This is a genomic window from Sorangium sp. So ce362 (genome assembly GCF_051519845.1).
Classification (GTDB): domain Bacteria; phylum Myxococcota_A; class Polyangia; order Polyangiales; family Polyangiaceae; genus Sorangium.
Genome location: NZ_CP150332.1, coordinates 10,879,905 through 10,898,778, shown reverse-complemented (window position 1 = coordinate 10,898,778; position 18,874 = coordinate 10,879,905). Strand labels below are relative to the sequence as shown.

At 72.4% G+C, this 18,874-nt stretch carries 13 protein-coding genes; 3 read left to right on the top strand and 10 right to left on the bottom strand.

Features of this window, described 5'->3' with window-relative positions; all coding sequences use genetic code 11:
* Positions 1 to 2: 2 nt before the first annotated feature.
* Positions 3 to 1,625: a thiamine pyrophosphate-binding protein gene (locus tag WMF17_RS41835; RefSeq protein WP_437646528.1), complete on the bottom strand. Its 1,623-nt coding sequence runs from the start codon at positions 1,623 to 1,625 to the stop codon at positions 3 to 5.
* A 1,567-nt stretch (positions 1,626 to 3,192) separates the two neighbouring features.
* On the opposite strand from WMF17_RS41835, the gene WMF17_RS41830 reads away from it, so the two are divergent.
* Complete coding sequence (locus WMF17_RS41830; protein WP_437599150.1) at positions 3,193 to 3,513, top strand: hypothetical protein; 321 nt, start codon at positions 3,193 to 3,195, stop codon at positions 3,511 to 3,513.
* Between the two features lie 58 nt (positions 3,514 to 3,571).
* Here WMF17_RS41830 and WMF17_RS41825 read toward each other — a convergent pair whose 3' ends face one another.
* The 3 genes from WMF17_RS41825 to WMF17_RS41815 all read right to left on the bottom strand — a co-directional run bounded on the left by WMF17_RS41825 (position 3,572) and on the right by WMF17_RS41815 (position 8,102).
* On the bottom strand, positions 3,572 to 4,924 hold the full coding sequence (locus WMF17_RS41825; RefSeq protein ID WP_437646527.1) for a hypothetical protein: 1,353 nt from the start codon (positions 4,922 to 4,924) through the stop codon (positions 3,572 to 3,574).
* 211 nt (positions 4,925 to 5,135) lie between these two features.
* On the bottom strand, positions 5,136 to 6,332 hold the full coding sequence (locus WMF17_RS41820; RefSeq protein WP_437646526.1) for an aminotransferase class V-fold PLP-dependent enzyme: 1,197 nt from the start codon (positions 6,330 to 6,332) through the stop codon (positions 5,136 to 5,138).
* 282 nt (positions 6,333 to 6,614) lie between these two features.
* Positions 6,615 to 8,102: a vWA domain-containing protein gene (locus tag WMF17_RS41815; protein ID WP_437646525.1), complete on the bottom strand. Its 1,488-nt coding sequence runs from the start codon at positions 8,100 to 8,102 to the stop codon at positions 6,615 to 6,617.
* A 421-nt stretch (positions 8,103 to 8,523) separates the two neighbouring features.
* On the opposite strand from WMF17_RS41815, the gene WMF17_RS41810 reads away from it, so the two are divergent.
* On the top strand, positions 8,524 to 9,069 hold the full coding sequence (locus WMF17_RS41810; RefSeq protein ID WP_437599146.1) for a chalcone isomerase family protein: 546 nt from the start codon (positions 8,524 to 8,526) through the stop codon (positions 9,067 to 9,069).
* A 14-nt stretch (positions 9,070 to 9,083) separates the two neighbouring features.
* On the opposite strand, the gene WMF17_RS41805 is transcribed toward WMF17_RS41810, so the two are convergent.
* The 5 genes from WMF17_RS41805 to acnA form a co-directional block, all read right to left on the bottom strand.
* The gene (locus tag WMF17_RS41805; RefSeq protein ID WP_437599145.1) at positions 9,084 to 9,533 is read right to left on the bottom strand and encodes a universal stress protein; all 450 of its coding nucleotides are present in this window, start codon (positions 9,531 to 9,533) and stop codon (positions 9,084 to 9,086) included.
* A gap of 132 nt (positions 9,534 to 9,665) precedes the next feature.
* Positions 9,666 to 10,670, bottom strand: coding sequence for a hypothetical protein (locus WMF17_RS41800; protein WP_437651455.1), 1,005 nt, complete (start codon positions 10,668 to 10,670; stop codon positions 9,666 to 9,668).
* A 24-nt stretch (positions 10,671 to 10,694) separates the two neighbouring features.
* Entirely contained in the window at positions 10,695 to 12,920 is a 2,226-nt protein-coding gene (locus tag WMF17_RS41795; protein WP_437646524.1) for an ATP-binding protein, read from the bottom strand.
* A 5-nt stretch (positions 12,921 to 12,925) separates the two neighbouring features.
* The gene (gene serS, locus WMF17_RS41790) at positions 12,926 to 14,227 is read right to left on the bottom strand and encodes a serine--tRNA ligase (RefSeq protein ID WP_437646523.1); all 1,302 of its coding nucleotides are present in this window, start codon (positions 14,225 to 14,227) and stop codon (positions 12,926 to 12,928) included.
* 120 nt (positions 14,228 to 14,347) lie between these two features.
* Positions 14,348 to 17,101 (bottom strand): aconitate hydratase AcnA, encoded by a 2,754-nt coding sequence (acnA, locus tag WMF17_RS41785; protein WP_437599142.1) that lies wholly within the window; start codon positions 17,099 to 17,101, stop codon positions 14,348 to 14,350.
* Positions 17,102 to 17,161: 60 nt separating this feature from the next.
* Between acnA and WMF17_RS41780 the strand changes: the two genes are divergently transcribed.
* Positions 17,162 to 18,022, top strand: a complete 861-nt coding sequence (locus tag WMF17_RS41780; RefSeq protein ID WP_437646522.1) for an SOS response-associated peptidase — start codon at positions 17,162 to 17,164, stop codon at positions 18,020 to 18,022.
* A gap of 32 nt (positions 18,023 to 18,054) precedes the next feature.
* On the opposite strand, the gene WMF17_RS41775 is transcribed toward WMF17_RS41780, so the two are convergent.
* Positions 18,055 to 18,828 carry a hemerythrin domain-containing protein gene (locus WMF17_RS41775; RefSeq protein ID WP_437599140.1) on the bottom strand — a complete coding sequence of 258 codons (774 nt, stop codon included), beginning with the start codon at positions 18,826 to 18,828 and terminating at the stop codon, positions 18,055 to 18,057.
* Positions 18,829 to 18,874 lie beyond the last annotated feature (46 nt).

Below are 18,874 nucleotides of genomic sequence, written 5' to 3'. Positions count from 1 at the left end.
GATCAGACGCTGATGGCGCCCTTGCGGAAGTCGCTCTTCGCGATCTTCACGTTGACGCACGCGGGCCTGCCGCACCGGAACGCCTCGTCCAGCGCGGGCCCGAGCTCCTCGACGCGCTCGACCCAGGCCCCGAAGCCGCCGAGCGCCTCCACCACGCGGTCGTACCGGGTGAGGTCGAGCGACGTCGCGGGCGCGCGGCCCTCGCCGTAGATCTCGACCTGCCCGCGCCGGATCTGCGTCCAGGCCGCGTCGTTCCCGATCACGCTCACGACGGGGATCCCCTGGCGCACCATCGCCTCGAACTCGAGCGCGTGGAACCCGAACGAGCCGTCGCCGTACACGAGCACCACGTTGGCCTCGGGCCGCGCGAGCTTGGCCGCCATCGCGTAGCCCGGTCCGACGCCGAGGGTCCCGAGCGGGCCTGGGTCCATCCAGAGCTGCGGCCACTCGAGCTTCAGCACGTTCGCGGCCGTGGCGACGAAGTCGCCGCCGTCGCCGATGACGATATCGTCCTTGCCGAGCCGCTTGCCGATCTCCGCGCAGACGCGCAGCGGGTTCGGCGGATCGCCGTCGCTCGCGATCTCGGCCAGCATCTTCGCGCGCGACCGCTCCTCGGCCTCGCGCACGGCCGAGAGCCACGGCTCGGCCGACTTCTCGGTCACCTCCGCGAGCAGCTGCTCCAGCACGACGCCGCTGTCCCCGTCGATCCCGAGGTCCACGCGGCGGTTCCTGCCGAGCTCGCTGCCGTCGAGATCGATCTGGACGACCTTCGCGGCCGGGCCGATCGCGCGGCCGTACTCGAGCCGGAAGTCGAAGGGCGTGCCGAGCACCACGCAGAGATCGGTCTGCGAGAGCGCGAAGCGGCGCGAGCGGCTCATCAGCCCCGGGTGGGCGTGGGGCAGCGCGCCGCGGGCCATGCCGTTCAGGTAGAAGGGCGCCTTCACGGCGTCGGCGAAGCGGCGCAGCGCGTCCCGCCGCGGCGACCAGCGGAGCTGGCTCCCGACGATGAACATGGGCCGCTCGGCCTCCCTCAGCAGGGTCGCGGCGCGCGCGACGGCGGCCGGGTCGCCGCCGGGGCGGGCCGGGGCCATGGGCGCGGTGGCCGGCGCCTCGTCGCCTGCGAAGCCCATCAGGAGGTCGAGCGGCATCTCGAGGAAGACCGGGCCTGGCACGTTCGCCTGGGCGACGCGGAAGGCCGAGTCCACGTACTCCTGGATGCGGTCGGTCGAGGGGACGGCGGCGCTCCACTTCGAGATGGGGCGCATCAGCTCGACGTGGTTCATGTCCTGCAGCGAGCCCATGTCGGCGAGGGCGCGCGGGCCGGCGCCGCCGATCACCACCATCGGGATCCCCGCGCGCTGCGCGTTGGCGACGGCCGTCACCACGTCCGTGACGCCCGGTCCCGCGGTGACCGCGCACACCCCTGGCCTCCCGGTGACCCGCGCGTACCCGTCGGCGGCGTGGCCGGCCGTCTGCTCGTGCCGCACGTCGACGACGCGGATGCCGTCGTCCAGGCACCCGTCATAGATCGCCTGGATGTGTCCGCCGCACAGGGTGAAGAGGTGGGTCACCCCGTGTCTCGCGAGCGCCTTCGAGACGAGCTTGCCGCCGTGCACCTGCGCCATGGGGCCGGCATATACCATGTGCGCCCCAGCGTCCTCCCGGCGAGCGGGCCGTTCTCGAGCCGCCGCGCTGCCGCCGGCGCCGCGCGCCGGGCAAGCCGCCTCACCGGCCGGGGCGCTCGCCTTCCCGGGACCGACCCCGGCGGCTTCCCGGGACCGACCCCGGCGGCTTCCCGGGACCGACCCCGGCGGCCGCGCGCGCGGCGCCGCTGCGCTCGGAGCTCCACCCCACGACGGCGCCGGCGGGTCGTGCCCGCCGCGGGGGTGCCGCCTCTGAACCGCCACGAGCGGAGGATGAGGAGAAGGCTCGGTGTTCTTCCCAACCTCTCGATCTCCTTCGAGCGTGCTCCGGGGCCAGCGCACCACGCTCTCGGCGCGCGCGCCGCCTCCCCGGCCCGCATAGCCACGCTGTCGGCGGACCTGGGCGTCCATGCCGCCCCCGGGGAATACCCCGCTTGCAGCGGACAGTGCTGTAAAAATCCAGCAACGCTACAGGATCGACTCCGCCCCTGCCTGCGAGATTGTCGTCCACCCGGCGCGACCGGCGCCATGATGTCCGCTGCCAGGCGCTGTTCTCTCCGGGCGATGAAATGATATAGTTGGCCTCTTATTGCAGCTGCCAGCTCGACACCGCCATCTCTCTCGACCTCTCGCCGGTGCCCCTGCCCCGCAGCCGCCGGCCTGGGGACGGCTCCGGACGTTTCGGACGAGGATTGCTCCCACGGCGCGCCACCGCCGCCCGCGCTCCCCGCAACCTGGTGGAAACATTCGGGCGTGGACCGGACCCACACGCGAGCATCTGTGAGCAAGTTAACCGGTTCAGTCACCGGGAGCTCAGCGAGCACATGGTGGTTGGTGAGAAGGAGCATGTCCTGCTGGCTGCCCCGAGCGCGGCGCGCGGTCGAGAGCTCGGGGCGCTCGACGAGGGCGGCGGGCCGTGGCGGCGGGGAGGCGACCCGGGAACATGGCCGCGCTGGCGCGGCGCGCGCGCCGCATCGCGACGACACGCGATCTCCTTTACGTATGCGCGCCAACTTCCTTGAGGTGCGGCAACCTCGGCGGGCTCGAGGCGCCGTCGCGCCACGACGACCGTTTCGCCGGCGTGACGGGTGAACGCAAGCCATCCTGTACGACGCTCTCGTGGACGCTGGCTTCACATCCTACGTCCCGAGCGGCGTCTACTACGTGCACGCCGACTTCATCCGTCCGGGTGTGCCTCAGCCACCGGGATGGACTCCGTCCTCGGTACATCATTTCATCGACGCGCGATCGGTCAGGGCATCACTCGCTGAAGATGGGCCAACTTTCTCGACGAATTTGCGCACCCGGCCGCGTGGGCAGCCGTGCGCAGGGTCCTTCCTTCTCGCAGCGTTCATTTCAAATATCCTGCTCTCACAGAACGTTATCCAATACACCAAACGAACGCGTGACTGCTTACATGAGCTGGCGACCTTGTTGTTTTCTATTTCGGGAAAGCTCTGTATCGGTTATGCGGGATAAGAGGACGCGCAATAGCGCTTCGCTGGAGTAGCATCTTCCTATGTCGGAGCCCCCTAGTAGCAGCAGTCAGTTGATCCGGATTCCCATCGTACTGGCGCTCGACTGCAGCCCCGGTTTCCTGGTCCGTTGCCGCAGGGTTGCGGCGCGCGCTCGTTTCCTTGTCCGCTCCTGCGAGGCGGCGTCGGCCTGGGGGATCGCGGTCCGCCTCCGCCCGCTGGCGATCGTCCTGCCGAGCCACCTGCACGACCGCGCGCCGCGGACGTTCGAGCTGCTCGCGGAGGACGCGGGAGCGCGCCTCGTCGTCGTGGAGTCCGAGCAGCTGCCCGCGGGCGAGCTGGAGGGGCACATCACCCACGCGATCGGCGAGGCGACGCGCGCCCGAGGCGCGTAGCCGGGCGGCAGCCGCCGCACGACTCGACAGCCGCCGCACGACTCGACAGCCGAGGGCCTCAGTCCGTGCGGACCCCCGCGGTGAAGTGGAAGCCCCAGGTGTGGTCGAGCGGCGGGCCGAGCTCCTCGTCGAAGGGAAGCAGCAGGCCCGCTCGGACGAACGCGGCCTTGCGCTCCATCGCGAGGAAGGGCTCGAGGGCGAGGACGTAGAGATTGCGCGCGACGGCGTGCCGGATGTCCACGTTGTCGAACGTGACAAGCGCCATGCCCTGCACGCGCACGCCGCCGCCGATCCCATGGCCGATCTGGAGCTCGGCGGCGTGCTGGATGGCGACCTCGTACTCGTCGTTGCGGCCGAGCGGGATGTAGAGCACCGGCTCGATCTGGGCGCGCGCGATCAGCGGGCCGACGTGGGCCTCGGCGCCGAGGCGCGCGTGGATCGGGAGGATGCTCGGGAAGTATTCGTGGAGGTCCCAGTAGGCCCGGCTCGCGCCGACCGGCTCGTAGCTGTCGTGGTCGTGGGTCTGGCCCGAGAGCGTCGCCAGCCCGACGGCGCCGCCCACCGTGAGCCAGAGCGTCCGGCCGACGCGACCGACGTGGTGGGCACCGAGCATCACGTTGCCGAGCACGGCGTCGGTCCGCTCATCCATTGCGAGCCCGAAGGGGACGCGGACGTCGAGGAACGTGTGCTCGGCGAACGGCACGCGGGCAAAGAGGGCGATCGCGAGCCCGGAGACGTCGCTGTCGCCGCCGGTGAACGACGAGGTCTCCACGCCGATCGCCCCGCGCCGGCCGCGCGGGACGCTCCCCCCGTCAAGCGCGCGGGCGGGGTCCGGCGCGGGAGCGGGCGGCGGCCCCAGCTCGGAGTTTGAGAGGGACGTGGACCAGGTCTCCGTGCCGCGCTTCAGGGTTACCGCGGGCTCGGCCGGCGCCTCGGCGGGCGGCTCGGCGCCCGCAGGCAGCTCGGCGCCCGCAGGCAGCTCGGCGCCCGCGGGCAGCTCGGCAGCTCCCGGCGCGGGCAGTGATCCCTCCGGCCCAGGTGCGGCCGCTGCCGGCGCCCCGGGCGCTGCCGGCACAGGGCTCGCGGGCGGCTGCGGCGCGCCGGGCACCAGGACGGGCGGCTGCGGCGCGCCGGATGCTGGCTGCGGCGCGCCAGGCGCCGGCTGCGGCGCGCCGGATGCTGCGCCAGGCGCCGGCTGCGGCGCGCCAGGCGTCGGCTGCGGCGCGCCAGGCGCTGGAGGCGTCCCCGCTCGCGCGGAAGGACTCGGCGGCGCTCCCGCCGGCGCCGAGGAGGTGGGCGCCGGGCGCGTCGCCGGGCGAGGCGTCGCGGGCTGCGCGACGGTCGGCGCGGCCGCGAGGGTCGCCGCCGCCAGCCAGGAAAGCGAGGACAAGACCAGGATTCGACGTTGCATCGTGTCTCCTTGGAGCGCGCATCCTATCGTCTCGGAAGGCGCGCGCGGTCGGCTCCGACGAGCGCCGCGCGCACGAAGCGCGGCCGCGCCCGGGCAGCCCGCCGCGGCGTCGAACCCGGGCGATGCCTCGAGAACGAGGCGAGCACCGCGCACACGCCGCCGTGGAGCGGCGGCCCGAGACGCGGCTCCACACGGCGGCGTGCGCGCGGCGCTACAGCAGCGCCGAGAGCGCCGCCGCGAGCCGCTCGTACTGCGGCCTGTCGTTGTAGATCTGCGCCGAGATCCGGAGGAACCGCCGCGGGGACGCGGGCCAGGCGAACACCGGCACCTCGATCCCCCACCGCTCGAGGAGCGCGTCCTGGAGCGGGTCGAGGCGCAGCGGCGACGACGGCGCGTCGGGGAGCGGCACCGTCGCGAGCGCGCCGATCATCGCGTCGGGGCTCGGCGGCGGGCAGCCGAGCGCCCCGCAGAGCAGGTCGCGCGCGGCGAGCGCCGTCGCCCGGTTGTGCGCCCGGAGCGCGGGCCAGCCGCCGGGCAGGAGCGCTCCCATCGCGCGGATCGCGTCCGCGATGCAGAGGGCCGCGCTCGGATCCCAGGTGCCCGTCCAGTCGAACTCGAGCAGGAAGCGCGACCGGTCAGCGCGCGGCGAGTTGGCGCCGTGGCTGATGCAGAGCGGGCGAACCGAGCCCTGCCTGTCCCGCCGCACGTGGAGGAACGCCGCGCCCTTCGGCGCGCAGATCCATTTGTGGCAGTTGCCTGTGTAATAGGCCGCCCCGAGGGCGCGGAGGTCGAGCGGCAGCATGCCGGGCGCGTGCGCCCCGTCGACGAGGACGTCCACGCCGCGGCCAGCGAGCTCGGCGGACAGCGCGGCGACCGGGAACACGAGCCCGGTCGGGCTCGTCACGTGGTCGACCAGGACGAGCCGCGTCCGCGGCCCCACCCGCGCGAGCACCGCCTCGACCACCCGCTCGGGCGCCACGATCGGGAACGGCACCGGCGCCACAACGACGCGCGCCCCGGCGCGGGCCGCGACGGCCTCGATCGCATTGCGGCAGGCGTTGTACCCGTGATCGGTGACGCAGAGCTCGTCGTCGGGACCGAGCGAGAGCGACCGCAGCACCGTGTTGACCCCGGCGGTCGCGCTGGGCACGAACGCGAGGTCGTCCGGGTCGGCGCCGACGAACGAGGCGAGCTCCCCTCGGGCCGCGTCGAGCAGCGGCTCGAGCTCGCGGAGAAAGAAGCGGACCGGCTCGCGCTCGAGCTGGTCGCGGTAGCGCTGCTGCGCCGCGAGCACCGGGCGCGGGCAGGCGCCGAACGAGCCATGGTTCAGGAAGGTGACGGCCGGGTCGAGCGGCCAGAGCTCACGCACGGCGCCGGCGCACGACTCCGGGAAGGCGTTGGGGTTCATGGGGGGTCGAGTGCCCAGGGAGGTGAGATGTCGGACGGCCCGGGACAATGTCGCGCGCGACCCCCCGTGTCGAGGGCCCACGCGAGGTGTATCAACATGGATCCATGGTGTACTTAGCAATCAACGTTGATTGGCTCATCAACCGTGATCGTCTGCCGGGGTGTGCGCAGAGCTCGGTCAACCCATCCATGATGGACACCTCGACGGTCCATCATGGATGGGAGTGGACACCTCGACGGTCCATCATGGATGGGAGGGCGCAGACGGCGCTCCGATCGCCGCTCAGCGGCCCGCCCAGACCGGGGAGGCGCCGTTCATCTGGAGGGCATCCATGCGCCGCGCCGCCGGCGGGGCCGCCGCGGCCGCGCGGGCGGTCTTTCGCGCGCTCGCCACCGCCGAGGCCGCGTCGGCGGCGCGCGCCTTCTCCTTGGCCGACCGCGCGCGCGCAGCCTGCTGCCGGAGCCGATCCTCCGCCGCGGCGAGCTTCGCCTCGGCCGCGCCGAAGTCGCCCGAGCTCACGTCCTGGGCCGCGTCGAGCTGCATCATCCCCGTCTCGATCACCGCGGCGAGGGTCTGGGTCCTCTCGTTCTCGTGCGCGGCGACCAGGGCCGCGTCGCTCGTCACGTCGTAGCGGGCCACCACCTCGTGCACGCGCGGGACGTTGCCGTTCTCGGGGTCGCGGAAGTGGAGCCGCACGCTCGCGAGCGGGTGGGAGCCGGCGGCCGGCGCGGTGACCCGCACCCGCACGAGCATCTCGCGGTGCTGCCCGCCGAACATCGTGCCGAGGAGCACCCGGATCGTGTCGCCGGACCGGTCGGTGCGCTCGCTCGGGACGCCGATCAGCTCCACGCCGGGCGCCGGGACGATCTCGACGAAGGCGCCCGTCGCCGCGGTCGTCTGGAGCAGGGCGAGCTCGCGCTCGAGGACGGAGGACATCTGGCGCGCCTCGGTGAGGTGGTACAGCCGGCCGCTGGAGCCGATGGCGAGCGCGTTGAGCGTGCGCTCGTCGTAGTCGGCGCCCACCCCGATCGACGTGATCTGCACCCCGTGGGCCGCGCCGCGCTGGGCGAGCGCGCCGAGGATGTCGGGGGACGAGGGCCCGATGTTCGCCTGGCCGTCCGAGATGAGCACCACGCGCCGGACGGCGTGCGTCGACGGCGCCGTGGCCGCGTGCCGCTCCGCGAGCCGGAGGCCCTCGAAGAGGTTGGTGCTGCCCTCGGGGCCGAGCGCGGCGATGGCGCGCGCCACCGCGGGGCGCGTGGCGGGGCCGAGCACGGTGGGCGCCACGCGCTCCCGCGCGGCGTCGGCGAACGACGCGAGCGAGACAACGTCGCCGTCGGGCAGCCGGTCGACGAACGCCTGCGCCGCGGCGCGGGCGTGGTCCATCTTCGCGCCTTGCATCGAGCCGGAGGCGTCGACGAGCAGCGCGATTGCGGCCGGCGCGCGCGCCCCGCGGCGGATCGCCGGGACGTCGACCCACACCCCGAGCTGCGTCTCGCGCGTCCCCGGCAGCACGAAGTCGCTCGCGCCCGCGGCGCCGATCCAGACGCCCCGGCTCGCCTCGGCCCCCTCCGGCCGGGACGCCGGCGCCTCGACCGCCGCGGGCCCGGCCGCCACCGCCGCGGTGGGCCCGGCCGCCCCCGGGGCCGCGGCGGCCGCCTGCGCGCCCTCCAGCCGCGCCTCCATGCCCGGCGCGACCCCCGCGGCCGCAGCGCTCGTCCCCGGAGGCGCCGCCGCGCCGGCCGCGCAGCCCAGAGCCGCAAATCCCATCAGCAATCCCGCGAGCATCGTCCGCATCGAGAAGCTCCTTCCGCCGCAAGCCAAGGCGCCGCCCACGGGGGACTCGCGTCCTCCGCCGCGATCTCCTCGACCCCCGCAGCGCGCGACTTCTACGGACCTGCCCGAAAAAAGATCTCAGGGAGAGCTCGCCCCGGCGCCGCCTCCGCCCGCCCTCACCCGGCCGCGAGATCCGCTGCCCGGCCTCCGGAGCCCCCTCCGAGCACACCTCATGGGTCGTCCGTGCCTGACTCCAGGGCACATCTCGAGATCTCGCGAGCGCCGCGACTCCCAACGTCCCTCCGCCGATGGTCCGGGTCTTGCTCATTCACGATGACGATTGGGCGAGCGCCGGAGCGCGGCGCCCGGACACGATGCGCCGCGCCGCGCGGCGATGCCGGAGGAGGTCGATCCGATGAAACTCGCACGTAGCAAGTCTCCAGCTTTTCTCGCCGCGTTCGCGGCGATCTTCCTGGCTGTCGCGAGCCTCTTCGCTTTACCGGGCTACACGCTCACGGGCACCGGCGTCCGCGTGAAGACTGTCGGCACGGCCAGCATCGACGTCTATCGGATCAGCCACTACATGGATGAGCTCCCGGCCGCGAGGTCCACGCAGGCCGTCATCGACATGGATACGGGGAAGAAGTTCGTCTGGACGATGCTGCGCGACGTCGACCGCGAGAGCACGGTCAAGGCGCTGACGGACGCCTATGCGTTGAACGGTTATGCCGATCAGGCGAAGGTCGCGAGGTTCGTCTCGGCGTTCGAGGGCGGACTCAAGGCGGGAGCGGAGGTCACCATCGAGTACGACGCGCGCGCGAAGGCGACCACCATCAAGGTCGCCGGCGGCGGGACCGCGACGGTGGGCGGCATCGATTTCATGAAGGCCACCTGGCGGATCTGGTTTGGCAAGATCGACCAGCCGAAGCTGAGCGAGGAGCTCATCGCCAAGCTCCCTTGAGGCCGGAGGCCTCCTCAGTCGGACGGCTTGTCGCGCACCACGAGCACCGACCGGCTCGTGTGGTTCACGACCTTCGCCGCCGTCGTCCCGAGCACCTTGTCGATGCCCGAGTAGCCGTGCGACCCGATCACGATGAGGTCCGCGTTCTCCTCGTCGGCCGTCCGGCAGATGACCTCCCAGGCGACGCCGACGTGGACCACGATCTTCGCGAGGAGCTCGGGCGGCACGTCGCGCGCGAGCTGCGCGAGCTCCTCCCGGTCGCCCCGCTCCAGGATCTCGGGGACGCGCGTCGGCGACTCGTTCAGCGCCTCGGCTGGGAGGGTGTGGTGCAGCCCGATGCCGCGGACGAGCACGAGCTTGCCGCCGAGCTTCTGCGCGAGATCGACGCCCTCGGCGAGGATGAGCGGCGCCCTGGGAGAGCTGTCCAGTGCAACGAGGAGGGTCCGGGGGTGCTTGAGGCTCATGGCGTCCGCCTTTCGTGCGGTGGCGTTCCCGGATCTCTTTAGCCGACTCCGCGCCGGGCGCGCAGCACGTCCCGCGCAGGCGCCGCCCCGGCCGCCCGCGCGCAGCGCGCCGCCCAGAGCGTCCGGCGCGGATCAGGCGCGGATCGTCACGCCGTGGTTGCGGTCGTCCGTGAGGATCTCGAACGCCGCGCGCCGCGCCGTCGTCAGGGTCTCGCTCCCGACCTCGCGGCCCAGGCTCTTCCGCCGCAGGGTGACGCTGCAGGCCCCGATCTTCGTGTTCAGACAGTGCTTCACGCCGCCGGGGGGGTTCCTGTAGGCGAGGCCCACGACGTCGCTGGCGCGCGCGGTGATCTGCCCCTCGACGCTCAGCCGATCGGTCTCGGTCCGGAAGCGCCAGGTGAAGTAGTCGAATGAGGCCTCGGCGCGGACCGCCTGGACCAGCGAGCTCAGCGCGATCTCCTCGCCCCGGTGCCGCAAGACCAGCGGCGTCATGCTCGGCGTCCAGAACGGCCCGACCTTGAGGCGGGCCGTGGCGACCTCGAGAAAGCTGTCCGGGTGGCTGTCGAACCCGGCGACCTGCCCCCAGGCGTAGAGGTCCGTGTGCTTCGTCCCCCAGTTGTGGTTCTGGCTGCCCACCCACCCCGAGACGTCCACGTCGCGCCCGGAGGCCCGGAGGACGCCGCTGTAGACGGCCAGCGGCGCCCCGACAAGCGCCTTCGCCTTCGGCAGCGGGGCGTCGTAGAGGGCCGCCGGGAGCAGCAGGAGCGGCTCCCCGCCGCCCTCGTACGCGAGGTCCCAGGAGATGGCGTCCTCCCCCTCGCCCGCCGCGCCGGCGAGCCTGCCGGGGCGCAGCCGGGCGCCGTCGATGTCGACCGACAGCGCGTCGCGGGCGAACGAGCAACGCCCGGCGAACGGGACCTCGCGCTTGGCGACCGCGTGGCGCCCCGACTCGCCGTCGAAGTAGATGGCCCAGAGCTCGCCCTCCGCGGCCTCGGGCCGCCCGGCCGGGCTGAAGAGCGTGTACCGGATCCAGAAGGCGAGCGGCCGCGTCGGATGGTTCGCGCGCAGGAAGAAGCTCTCGTAGAAGCCCTCCCGCTGCCCCGGCCGGTAGCGCGCGTGGTTCGCCCGCTCCCGCATCGCGCTCGCCTTCGCGCCCGCCACCTAGTGCCCCCGCTTCTGCCCGCCGCTGAGGAGATCGGCGATCACCCGCTCCAGGTCGTCGAGCGAGATCGGCTTCGCGATCTTCGCGTTGTCCACCCGCTCCACGAACGCGCGCGCGGTCGGCGTGAACGCGCCGCCCGACATGAAGGCCATCTTCGGCTGGAGCTGCGGGAACCGCTCGCCGATCTCGTCGTAGAGGGCCATCCCGCTCATCTGCGGCATCAGGAGATCGCAGACGATCGCGTCGATCCGGCCGCCGCGGTCCCGCAGGAGGTCGAGCGCCTCGTGGCCGCTCTTCGCCACGAGCACCTCGTGCCGCTCCTCGAACGCGCGGGCGAACGCGTTGAGGAGCATCGGCTCGTCGTCCACGAACAGGATCGTCCCGCGCGACGAGGCGCGCGGCGGCTCCGGCGGCGGGCGCAGCGCGGGCAGATCCGCGGGGTTGAGGCCGGTCAGCCGGATCGTGAAGATGGTGCCGATGCCGGGCTTGCTCGACACCGTCATCGTACCCTGCTGCTCCTCGACGATGTTGCGCGACACCCAGAGCCCGATCCCCGGGCGGGCGCTCTCCTCCTTCGTCGTGAAGAACGGGTCGAAGATCCGCTCGACGACCTCGGGGGTCATGCCGCGCGCGTTGTCCTCCACCTCGACGTGGTGGACCCCGTCGTCGAAGCGCGCCGTCACGCGCACCATGTTCTCGTCGCGCGGGCGGTTCGGCATCGCCTGCGCCGCGTTGATGAACAGGTTCACGAACACCTGCGAGAGCTTGCCCGGGTAGCCGACCAGCGGGGGCATCTCGCCGTAGTGGCGCTCGATGCGGCAGAGCTGGCTGAGCTGCGGCCCCGTCATGCGCAGCGCGAGCTCGATCACGTCGACCAGATCGACCCGCTCGGGCTTGCGCTCGCTGCTGCTCGAGAAGAGGTTGAGGTCGGTCACGATGTCGCGCATCCGCTCGACGCCGGCGAGCGCCTCGTGGCAGGACCTGTCGATGAGATCGATGGCGCGGAGCAGGTCCTCGTAGGAGCCCGACGCGACGGGGCGCGCCGCCGAGACGAGCTTGTGCGCCCCGCTCCGGATCTGCTCCAGGTTCGCCATCACCCACGCCATGGGGTTGTTGAGCTCGTGCGCGACGCTCGCCGCGACCTGGCCGATCGAGGCGAGCTTCTCGCTGTGGAGGATCTGCGCGCGGCGCGCGACCTCCTCGGTGACGTCGCGCATGAGCGCGAGCGAGGCGTCCTCGCCGTAGAGCCGCGTGATCCGGACCGTCATCACCTTGGTCAGCCCGGCGCGCGTCGCGCAGCGGATGGCGGCCTCCCGGGGCGCCTCGGACCGGGACGCGGACATCACGAGGGCGCGCAGCGCCGGCACGTCCGCCGCGACCGCGAGCGCGGTGATCGGCCGGCCGATCCACGCCTGCCGCGAGTGCCCGAAGAGCACCTCGAACCGCACGTTCAGCCGCGTCAGCATCCCCTCCTGGTCGATCGTCGCGAGGACGTCGGACGAGAGCTCGACGATCTCGCGGTAGCGCTCCTCGGAGGCGAACAGCGAGCGCTGGGCGTACGCCTCGGCGAAGCGGTGCTCGAACTGGAGCAGCAGCGCGTCCACGGCGCGGAGCACGTCGATGGAGGACGTGCCGTCCGCGTCGTCGTGCGTCGTGTCGAGGACGCCCGCGACCGCGGTGCGGAACTCGGAGGCGGCGATCAGCGGACCGCTGATGGAGTACCCGGTCGCGTAGCGCTGCTCGACGAGGTGCGTGATGAACTCGTCGAGCAGGGTCTCGCTGCCGTCCTCGAGGATCCTGGTGAAGGCGGCGAGCCAGGAGCGCACGTTCTCCGTCACCTCGCCCACGGGCCGGTCGGTGTACCGGCCGCGCTCCGGCGGCAGCGCCAGCACGTTCTCGATCCAGTCGTCGATCAGCTCGTCCTTGTGCCGCTTGCAGAGCTCGAGCAGCCGCCGGCGCGCGAGCGCCATGGACGTCTCCGCGTGGCTCGGCGGCGCGTGGACCTGCGAGCGGCGCTCGCCCTCGCCCCTCGACTCCGGGACCTGCGAGCGGCGCTCGCCCCTCGACTCCGGGACCTGCGAGCGGCGCTCACCCCTCGACTCCGGGACCTGCGAGCGGCGCTCGCCCCTCGACTCCGGGACCTGCGAGCGGCGCTCGCCCTCGCCCCCGTCGCGCGCGCCCCTCGACTCCGGGAGCTCGCGCTTGGCCTCCTCGTCCGCTGCCATCGCTGCTACCTGCCGCGGAGGACCTCGCAGCCCATGAACGCCCGGAGCGGCTCCGGCACGACCACCGTCCCGTCCGCCTGCTGGTACTGCTCGAGGATCGCGATCACCGTCCGCCCCACGGCGAGCGCCGACCCGTTCATCGTGTGCACCAGCCGCGGCTTCGCCTTCGGCTCCGGCCGGTAGCGGATCTGGGCGCGGCGCGCCTGGAAATCGCCGAAGTTCGAGCAGCTCGAGATCTCGCGGTAGCCCCCCTGGCCGGGCAGCCACACCTCCAGGTCGTACGTCTTCTGCGCGCCGAAGCCGAGATCGCCGGCGCAGAGCGCGGAGACGCGGTAGTGGAGGCCGAGGCGCTTCAGCACCTCCTCGGCGTGCGAGGTGAGCAGCTCGTGCTGGCGGGGCGAGTCGTCCGGCGCCGAGAACCGCACGAGCTCGACCTTGTCGAACTGGTGCTGCCGGATGAGCCCCCGCACGTCGCGCCCGTGGCTGCCCGCCTCGCTGCGGAAGCACGGCGTGTACGCCGCGTAGGCGATCGGCAGCGACGCGCCGTCGAGGATCTCGTCCGCGTGGAGGTTCGTGACCGGGACCTCCGCCGTCGGGATGAGGTAGAGGTCGTACGCCCGCTCCGGGTCGCTCTTCTGCGTCTTGAACAGGTCCTCGGCGAACTTGGGCAGCTGGCCCGTGCCGAACAGGGCCGAGTCCTTGACCAGGAACGGCGGCAGCACCTCGAGATAGCCCTGTTCGCGCGTGTGCAGGTCGAGCATGAACGAGATGAGCGCCCGCTCGAGGCGGGCGGCCGCGCCCATCAGCACCGTGAACCGCGCGCCCGAGAGCTTCGCCGCGCGCTCGAAGTCGAGGATGCCGAGGGCCGTGCCGATGTCCCAGTGGGACTTCGGCGCGAACGAGAAGCTCGGCTTCTCGCCCCACGTCCTGACGACCACGTTGTCCTGCTCTCCGGCGCCGTCGGGCACCGACGGATCCGGCAGGTTGGGGACGCCGGAGAGCAGCTCGGTCATCCCCTTCTCGAGCTCGGAGACGACCTGCTCGGCCTCCTTGATCCTCGCGGACAGGCCCTTCAGCTCGTCGCGCTTCTGCGCGAACTCCGGCGATTTCTTGTCGAGGCGCGCCATCGCGTCGTTCGCCGCGTTGCGCTCCGCCTGCCACCGCTCGAGCTCCTGGACCTTCGACCGGCGCGTGCTGACCGTGGAGGCGAAGTCGTCTCCGAGGGTGGCGGCGGCGGCGGGCGAGCGACGAGCAAGCGCCGCGCGCACCTCACCGAGGTGATCTGCGACGTAGCGGGGATCGAGCATGCCCCAGGGTCTAGCCGAAGCCTGCACGCGCGTCAGCAGCCGCGACGCGCCGCTCCGCATTCGGGAGGGGGTCCGCTCCCCGCCGGACCGGGTGGGCGGGGAGCGGCGTGTGAGGCGGCGCTAGGCCGTGGCGCCCAGGCTGCGCAGCACGAACTGGAGGATGCCGCCGTGCTGGTAGTAGTCGACCTCGTTCGGCGTATCGATGCGCGCGGTGACGGTGAACGTCGTCGTCTTCCCGCCTTCCCCGATCGCGACGACGCTGAGCTTCTTGCCCGGCGTGAGGTTGTCCGAGATGCCGTCGATCTTGAACACCTCGCGCCCGGTGAGCCCGAGCGTCCCCGCGTCCTCGCCCGGCGCGAACTCGAGCGGGAGCACGCCCATGCCGACCAGGTTCGACCGGTGGATGCGCTCGAAGCTCTTCGCGATGACCCCGCGCACGCCGAGCAGCTTCGTCCCCTTGGCCGCCCAGTCGCGCGACGACCCGGTGCCGTACTCGGCGCCGGCGATCACGAGCAGCGGCACCTTCTCCGCCTTGTACCGCATGGCCGCGTCGTAGATCGTCGTCTTCTCCCCGTCGGGCAGGTGCACGGTGATGCCGCCCTCCTCGCCCGGGCGCAGCAGGTTCTTGAGGCGGATGTTCGCGAACGTGCCGCGCATCATCACCTCGTGGTTGCCGCGGCGGGCGCCGTACGAGTTGAAGTCGGCGGGCGCGACGCCGTGCTCGCCCAGGTACTTCGCGGCGGGGCTGTTCTTGGCGATGTTGCCGGCCGGCGAGATGTGGTCGGTCGTCACCGAGTCCCCGAGCAGCGCGAGCACGCGCGCGCCCTGGATGTCGTGGAGCGGCTCCGGATCCTTCGACAGCCCCTCGAAGAACGGCGGCCTGCGCACGTACGTCGAGGCCTCGTCCCACACGAACGTCTGGCCGCTCGGGATCGAGAGCTTCTGCCACTCCTCGTCGCCGGCGAACACGTTCTCGTACTGCGCCTGGAACTGCTCGGGCCGCACCGCCGTGCGGATGGCCTCGTTGACCTCGGACGAGCTCGGCCAGATGTCCTTGAGGTACACCGGATCGCCGTTGCGATCGGTGCCGACCGGCTCCTTGAAGAGGTCGGCGTCGACGTCGCCGCGCAGCGCGTAGGCGACGACGAGCGGCGGCGAGGCGAGGAAGTTCATCCGCACGTGCTGGTTGATGCGGCCCTCGAAGTTGCGGTTGCCGGAGAGGACGCTCGCCACGACGAGATCGTTGTTGCGGACCGTGTCGCCGATCACGTCCGGCAGCGGCCCGGAGTTGCCGATGCACGTCGTGCAGCCGTAGCCGACAAGGTGGAAGCCGAGCGCCTCGAGGTACGGCAGGAGCCCCGCCTGGCGCAGATAGTCGCTGACGACCTTCGACCCGGGGGCGAGCGAGGTCTTCACCCACGGCTTCACCGTGAGCCCGCGCTCGACGGCCTTCTTCGCGAGGAGGCCCGCGCCGAGCATGACCGCCGGGTTCGAGGTGTTGGTGCACGACGTGATCGCGGCGATCACGACCGAGCCGTGGCGCAGCGTGTAGCGCGTGTCGCCCTCGGTGATCTCCGCCGGACGCATGAGCTTCTCGAGCGCGGGCGCGCGCGCGGCGGCGGCGCCGGTGTCCTCCTCGAGGAACGCCTTCACCGCGGTCGCGTCGACGGCGGCGAACTCCTTCTCGAGCATGCCCTGGAGCGAGGCGCGGAAGGCCCGCTTCGCGTCGCGGAGCGGGACGCGGTCCTGCGGCCGCTTCGGGCCGGCGAGCGACGGCTCGACGTCGCCGAGGTCGAGCGAGAGCGTGTCGCTGAAGACCGGGTCCGGGGTGCTGTCCGTGCGGAACAGACCCTGCGCCTTGTAGTAGGCCTCGACGAGCGCGACGAGCGGGGCGGGCCGGCCGGTGAAGCGCAGGTAGGCGATCGTCTCGTCGTCGACGGGGAAGAAGCCGATGGTGGCGCCGTACTCGGGCGCCATGTTGGCGATCGTGGCGCGGTCCGGGAGCGAGAGCGCGCTCAGGCCGGGGCCGTAGAACTCGACGAATTTCCCGACGACCTTCCTCTGCCGCAGCATCTGCGTCACCGTGAGGACGAGATCGGTCGCGGTGGCGCCCTCGGGCAGGCTGCCGTGGAGCTTGAAGCCCACGACCTCGGGGATGAGCATCGAGAGCGGCTGGCCGAGCATCGCCGCCTCGGCCTCGATGCCGCCGACGCCCCAGCCGACGACGCCGAGCCCGTTGATCATCGTGGTGTGCGAGTCGGTGCCGACGAGCGTATCCGGGTAGGCCAGCGAGCCCTGCCGCATGACGGCGCCCGCGAGGTACTCCAGGTTGATCTGGTGGCAGATGCCCTGGTCGGGCGGCACCACGCGGAAGTTCGTGAACGCCTGCGCCCCCCAGCGGAGGAAGGCGTAGCGCTCCTCGTTGCGCTCGAACTCGAGCGCCGCGTTGACCTTCAGGGCCGTCGTCGACGCAAACTTGTCGACCTGGACCGAGTGGTCGATCACGAGGTCGACGGGCTGGAGCGGGTTGATCTTGAGCGAGTCGCCGCCGAGCTTCGCGAGCGCCTCGCGCATGGCCGCGAGGTCGACCACGGCCGGGACGCCGGTGAAGTCCTGGAGCAGCACGCGCGCGGGGTGGAAGGCGATCTCCTGCGAGGGGCCGGCCTTCGGGTCCCAGTTGAGGACGGCCTCCACGTGCTCCTTGCGCACGACGCGCCCGTCCTCGTGGCGGAGGAGGTTCTCCAGGAGAATGCGGAGCGAGAAGGGGAGCTTGTCGAGCGAAGCGCCGCCCTGCGCCAGCGAGGTGAGCTTGTAGTAGGTGTATGTATCGGCTTGAACCGTCAGCGTGCTCTTCGTGCCAAAGCTGTCGACCATGCGGCCTCCTCCAACGTCCGAAGCGCCTTGTAGGCGCGCCGAAGGCGCTAATCTAGTGTTATGTGCGCGCGTTTCACTCTCGCCGTTCCGGACTTTGCGTCCCTCGTGGCGATGCTGGAGGCGGCCGTCGGTGCAGGCGCCGCGGGCGGCGGCACCGCTCGGGTGATCGTCGCCGACCCGAGGGCGGCCGCGCTCTACCGGCCCCGGTACAACATCGCTCCCTCGACCGTCCACCCTGTGCTGCGCGCGCAGGGCGGCCAGCGAGAGCTCGTGCCGGGGACCTGGGGCTTCGCGGGGCGCTTCGCCAGGGGCGGCGCGGCGCCTTCGCTGCTCGCCAACGCGCGGGCCGAGAGCGCGCGGACGAAGCCGACGTTCCGCGGGGCGTTCGCGGCGCACCGCTGCGTGGTGCCGGCGGACGGCTTTTACGAGTGGACCGGGCCGAAGGGCGCGCGGCGGCCGACGTGGTTCCACCCGGCGGGGGGCGGGCTGCTGCGCCTGGCCGGGCTGTACCAGCCGGCGAAGGACCCCGACACGGGGGAGCTCGACCTCCGCTTCACGATCCTGACCACCGAGGCGAGCGCCGACGTGGCGCCGGTCCACGACCGCATGCCGGTCCTCCTGGAGCCCGAGGACGTCGATCTCTGGCTCGGCGCCGGCGAGGGCGCGGACGCGGAGCGGGCCGAGGCGTTGCTCCGGCCGGCGCCCCGCGGCTCCCTCGCGGCGCGCGCCGTGTCGCCGCGGGTCAACTCGGTCGGCCACGACGACCCTGCCCTGCTGCAGGAGGTCGTGGCGGAGGCCGCTGCCCCGAAGGCCAGCCCCTCGAAGGCCGCTGCCCCGAAGGCCGGCGGCACGCTGCCGCTCTTCGACCTGGATCGCGCCGCGGGGCCCGCCGTCTCCCCCGGACGGACCCCGCGTCGCTGACGTTCACCGGCATTCGCCGGTGCACGGCGATCTCAGCGCGCGGAGGCGCTGCTCGTGCGACCGCCCTTGCGGCCCGTGCGGCTCGTCTTTGCAGGCCGGCTCGTCGTCGGCCGGCTCGCCTTGCGCGTGGGCGCGGCTCGCCCGGTCTTCGCCGGCGCCGCGTCCGCCGCCTTCTTCCGTCCGGTCGCGGCGCCGCCGCCGCGACGGCCCTTCTGGGCGCCGCGCGCCGGCTCGGCGCGCTGCGTCGATGCGCGCTTCGCGGGCGGACGCTTGGTCGCCGCCTTGCGCGCCGCCGGCTTCGCCGCCCGCGTGCGGCGGGCGGTGGCGGCGGGCATGCTCTTCGCGACGAGCTTGCTCAGGAGCGCCTCGACGTCGCCCTCGCGCACCTGGTCGAAGCGCGCCTCCAGGCGTGCGCCGAGCTCCTCGAGGCGCTCGGCGCCCATGGCGTTCTCGACCTGGGGGAAGAGCTTCTTCTCCTCCTCCTCGACGTGGTGCTGCACGAGCTCCTTGAGCACACTCAGCCTGGCGTGAAAGGTTTCGTCACCCGGCTTGGTGCTGAGCAATTTCTGCAACATGATCTCGACGAGGGAGTGCTCCTCGTACGAGGTCGGGATCAGGGGGGAAGAGCCGAGCGCCTCCCGGGCCTGGGGGTAGAAGAGCTCCTCCTCGATGGCCGTGTGGCCGACGAGGCTCGCCACGAGCTCGTCGCGGAGCGCGCTGATCTCGTTGCTGTCAGCCTGTGCGATGCGCTCGAAGAGCTCGTCGACTTCCTGGTGCTGCTCCTTCAATAGGTCGGTCGCCTTCATGCGGGGACTCCTCTCACGGAAAGATGAAGCGCCATCGAGGCGCTTT

Bases quoted from the DNA above. Each gene is read 5' to 3' on its own strand.
- acnA (WP_437599142.1), bottom strand. From the start codon at position 17,101: ATGGTCGACAGCTTTGGCACGAAGAGCACGCTGACGGTTCAAGCCGAT.
- WMF17_RS41825 (WP_437646527.1), bottom strand. From the start codon at position 4,924: ATGCAACGTCGAATCCTGGTCTTGTCCTCGCTTTCCTGGCTGGCGGCG.
- serS (WP_437646523.1), bottom strand. From the start codon at position 14,227: ATGCTCGATCCCCGCTACGTCGCAGATCACCTCGGTGAGGTGCGCGCG.
- WMF17_RS41780 (WP_437646522.1), top strand. From the start codon at position 17,162: ATGTGCGCGCGTTTCACTCTCGCCGTTCCGGACTTTGCGTCCCTCGTG.
- WMF17_RS41820 (WP_437646526.1), bottom strand. From the start codon at position 6,332: ATGAACCCCAACGCCTTCCCGGAGTCGTGCGCCGGCGCCGTGCGTGAG.
- WMF17_RS41775 (WP_437599140.1), bottom strand. From the start codon at position 18,828: ATGAAGGCGACCGACCTATTGAAGGAGCAGCACCAGGAAGTCGACGAG.
- WMF17_RS41815 (WP_437646525.1), bottom strand. From the start codon at position 8,102: ATGGGATTTGCGGCTCTGGGCTGCGCGGCCGGCGCGGCGGCGCCTCCG.
- WMF17_RS41800 (WP_437651455.1), bottom strand. From the start codon at position 10,670: ATGCGGGAGCGGGCGAACCACGCGCGCTACCGGCCGGGGCAGCGGGAG.
- WMF17_RS41805 (WP_437599145.1), bottom strand. From the start codon at position 9,533: ATGAGCCTCAAGCACCCCCGGACCCTCCTCGTTGCACTGGACAGCTCT.
- WMF17_RS41835 (WP_437646528.1), bottom strand. From the start codon at position 1,625: ATGGCGCAGGTGCACGGCGGCAAGCTCGTCTCGAAGGCGCTCGCGAGA.
- WMF17_RS41795 (WP_437646524.1), bottom strand. From the start codon at position 12,920: ATGGCAGCGGACGAGGAGGCCAAGCGCGAGCTCCCGGAGTCGAGGGGC.
- WMF17_RS41810 (WP_437599146.1), top strand. From the start codon at position 8,524: ATGAAACTCGCACGTAGCAAGTCTCCAGCTTTTCTCGCCGCGTTCGCG.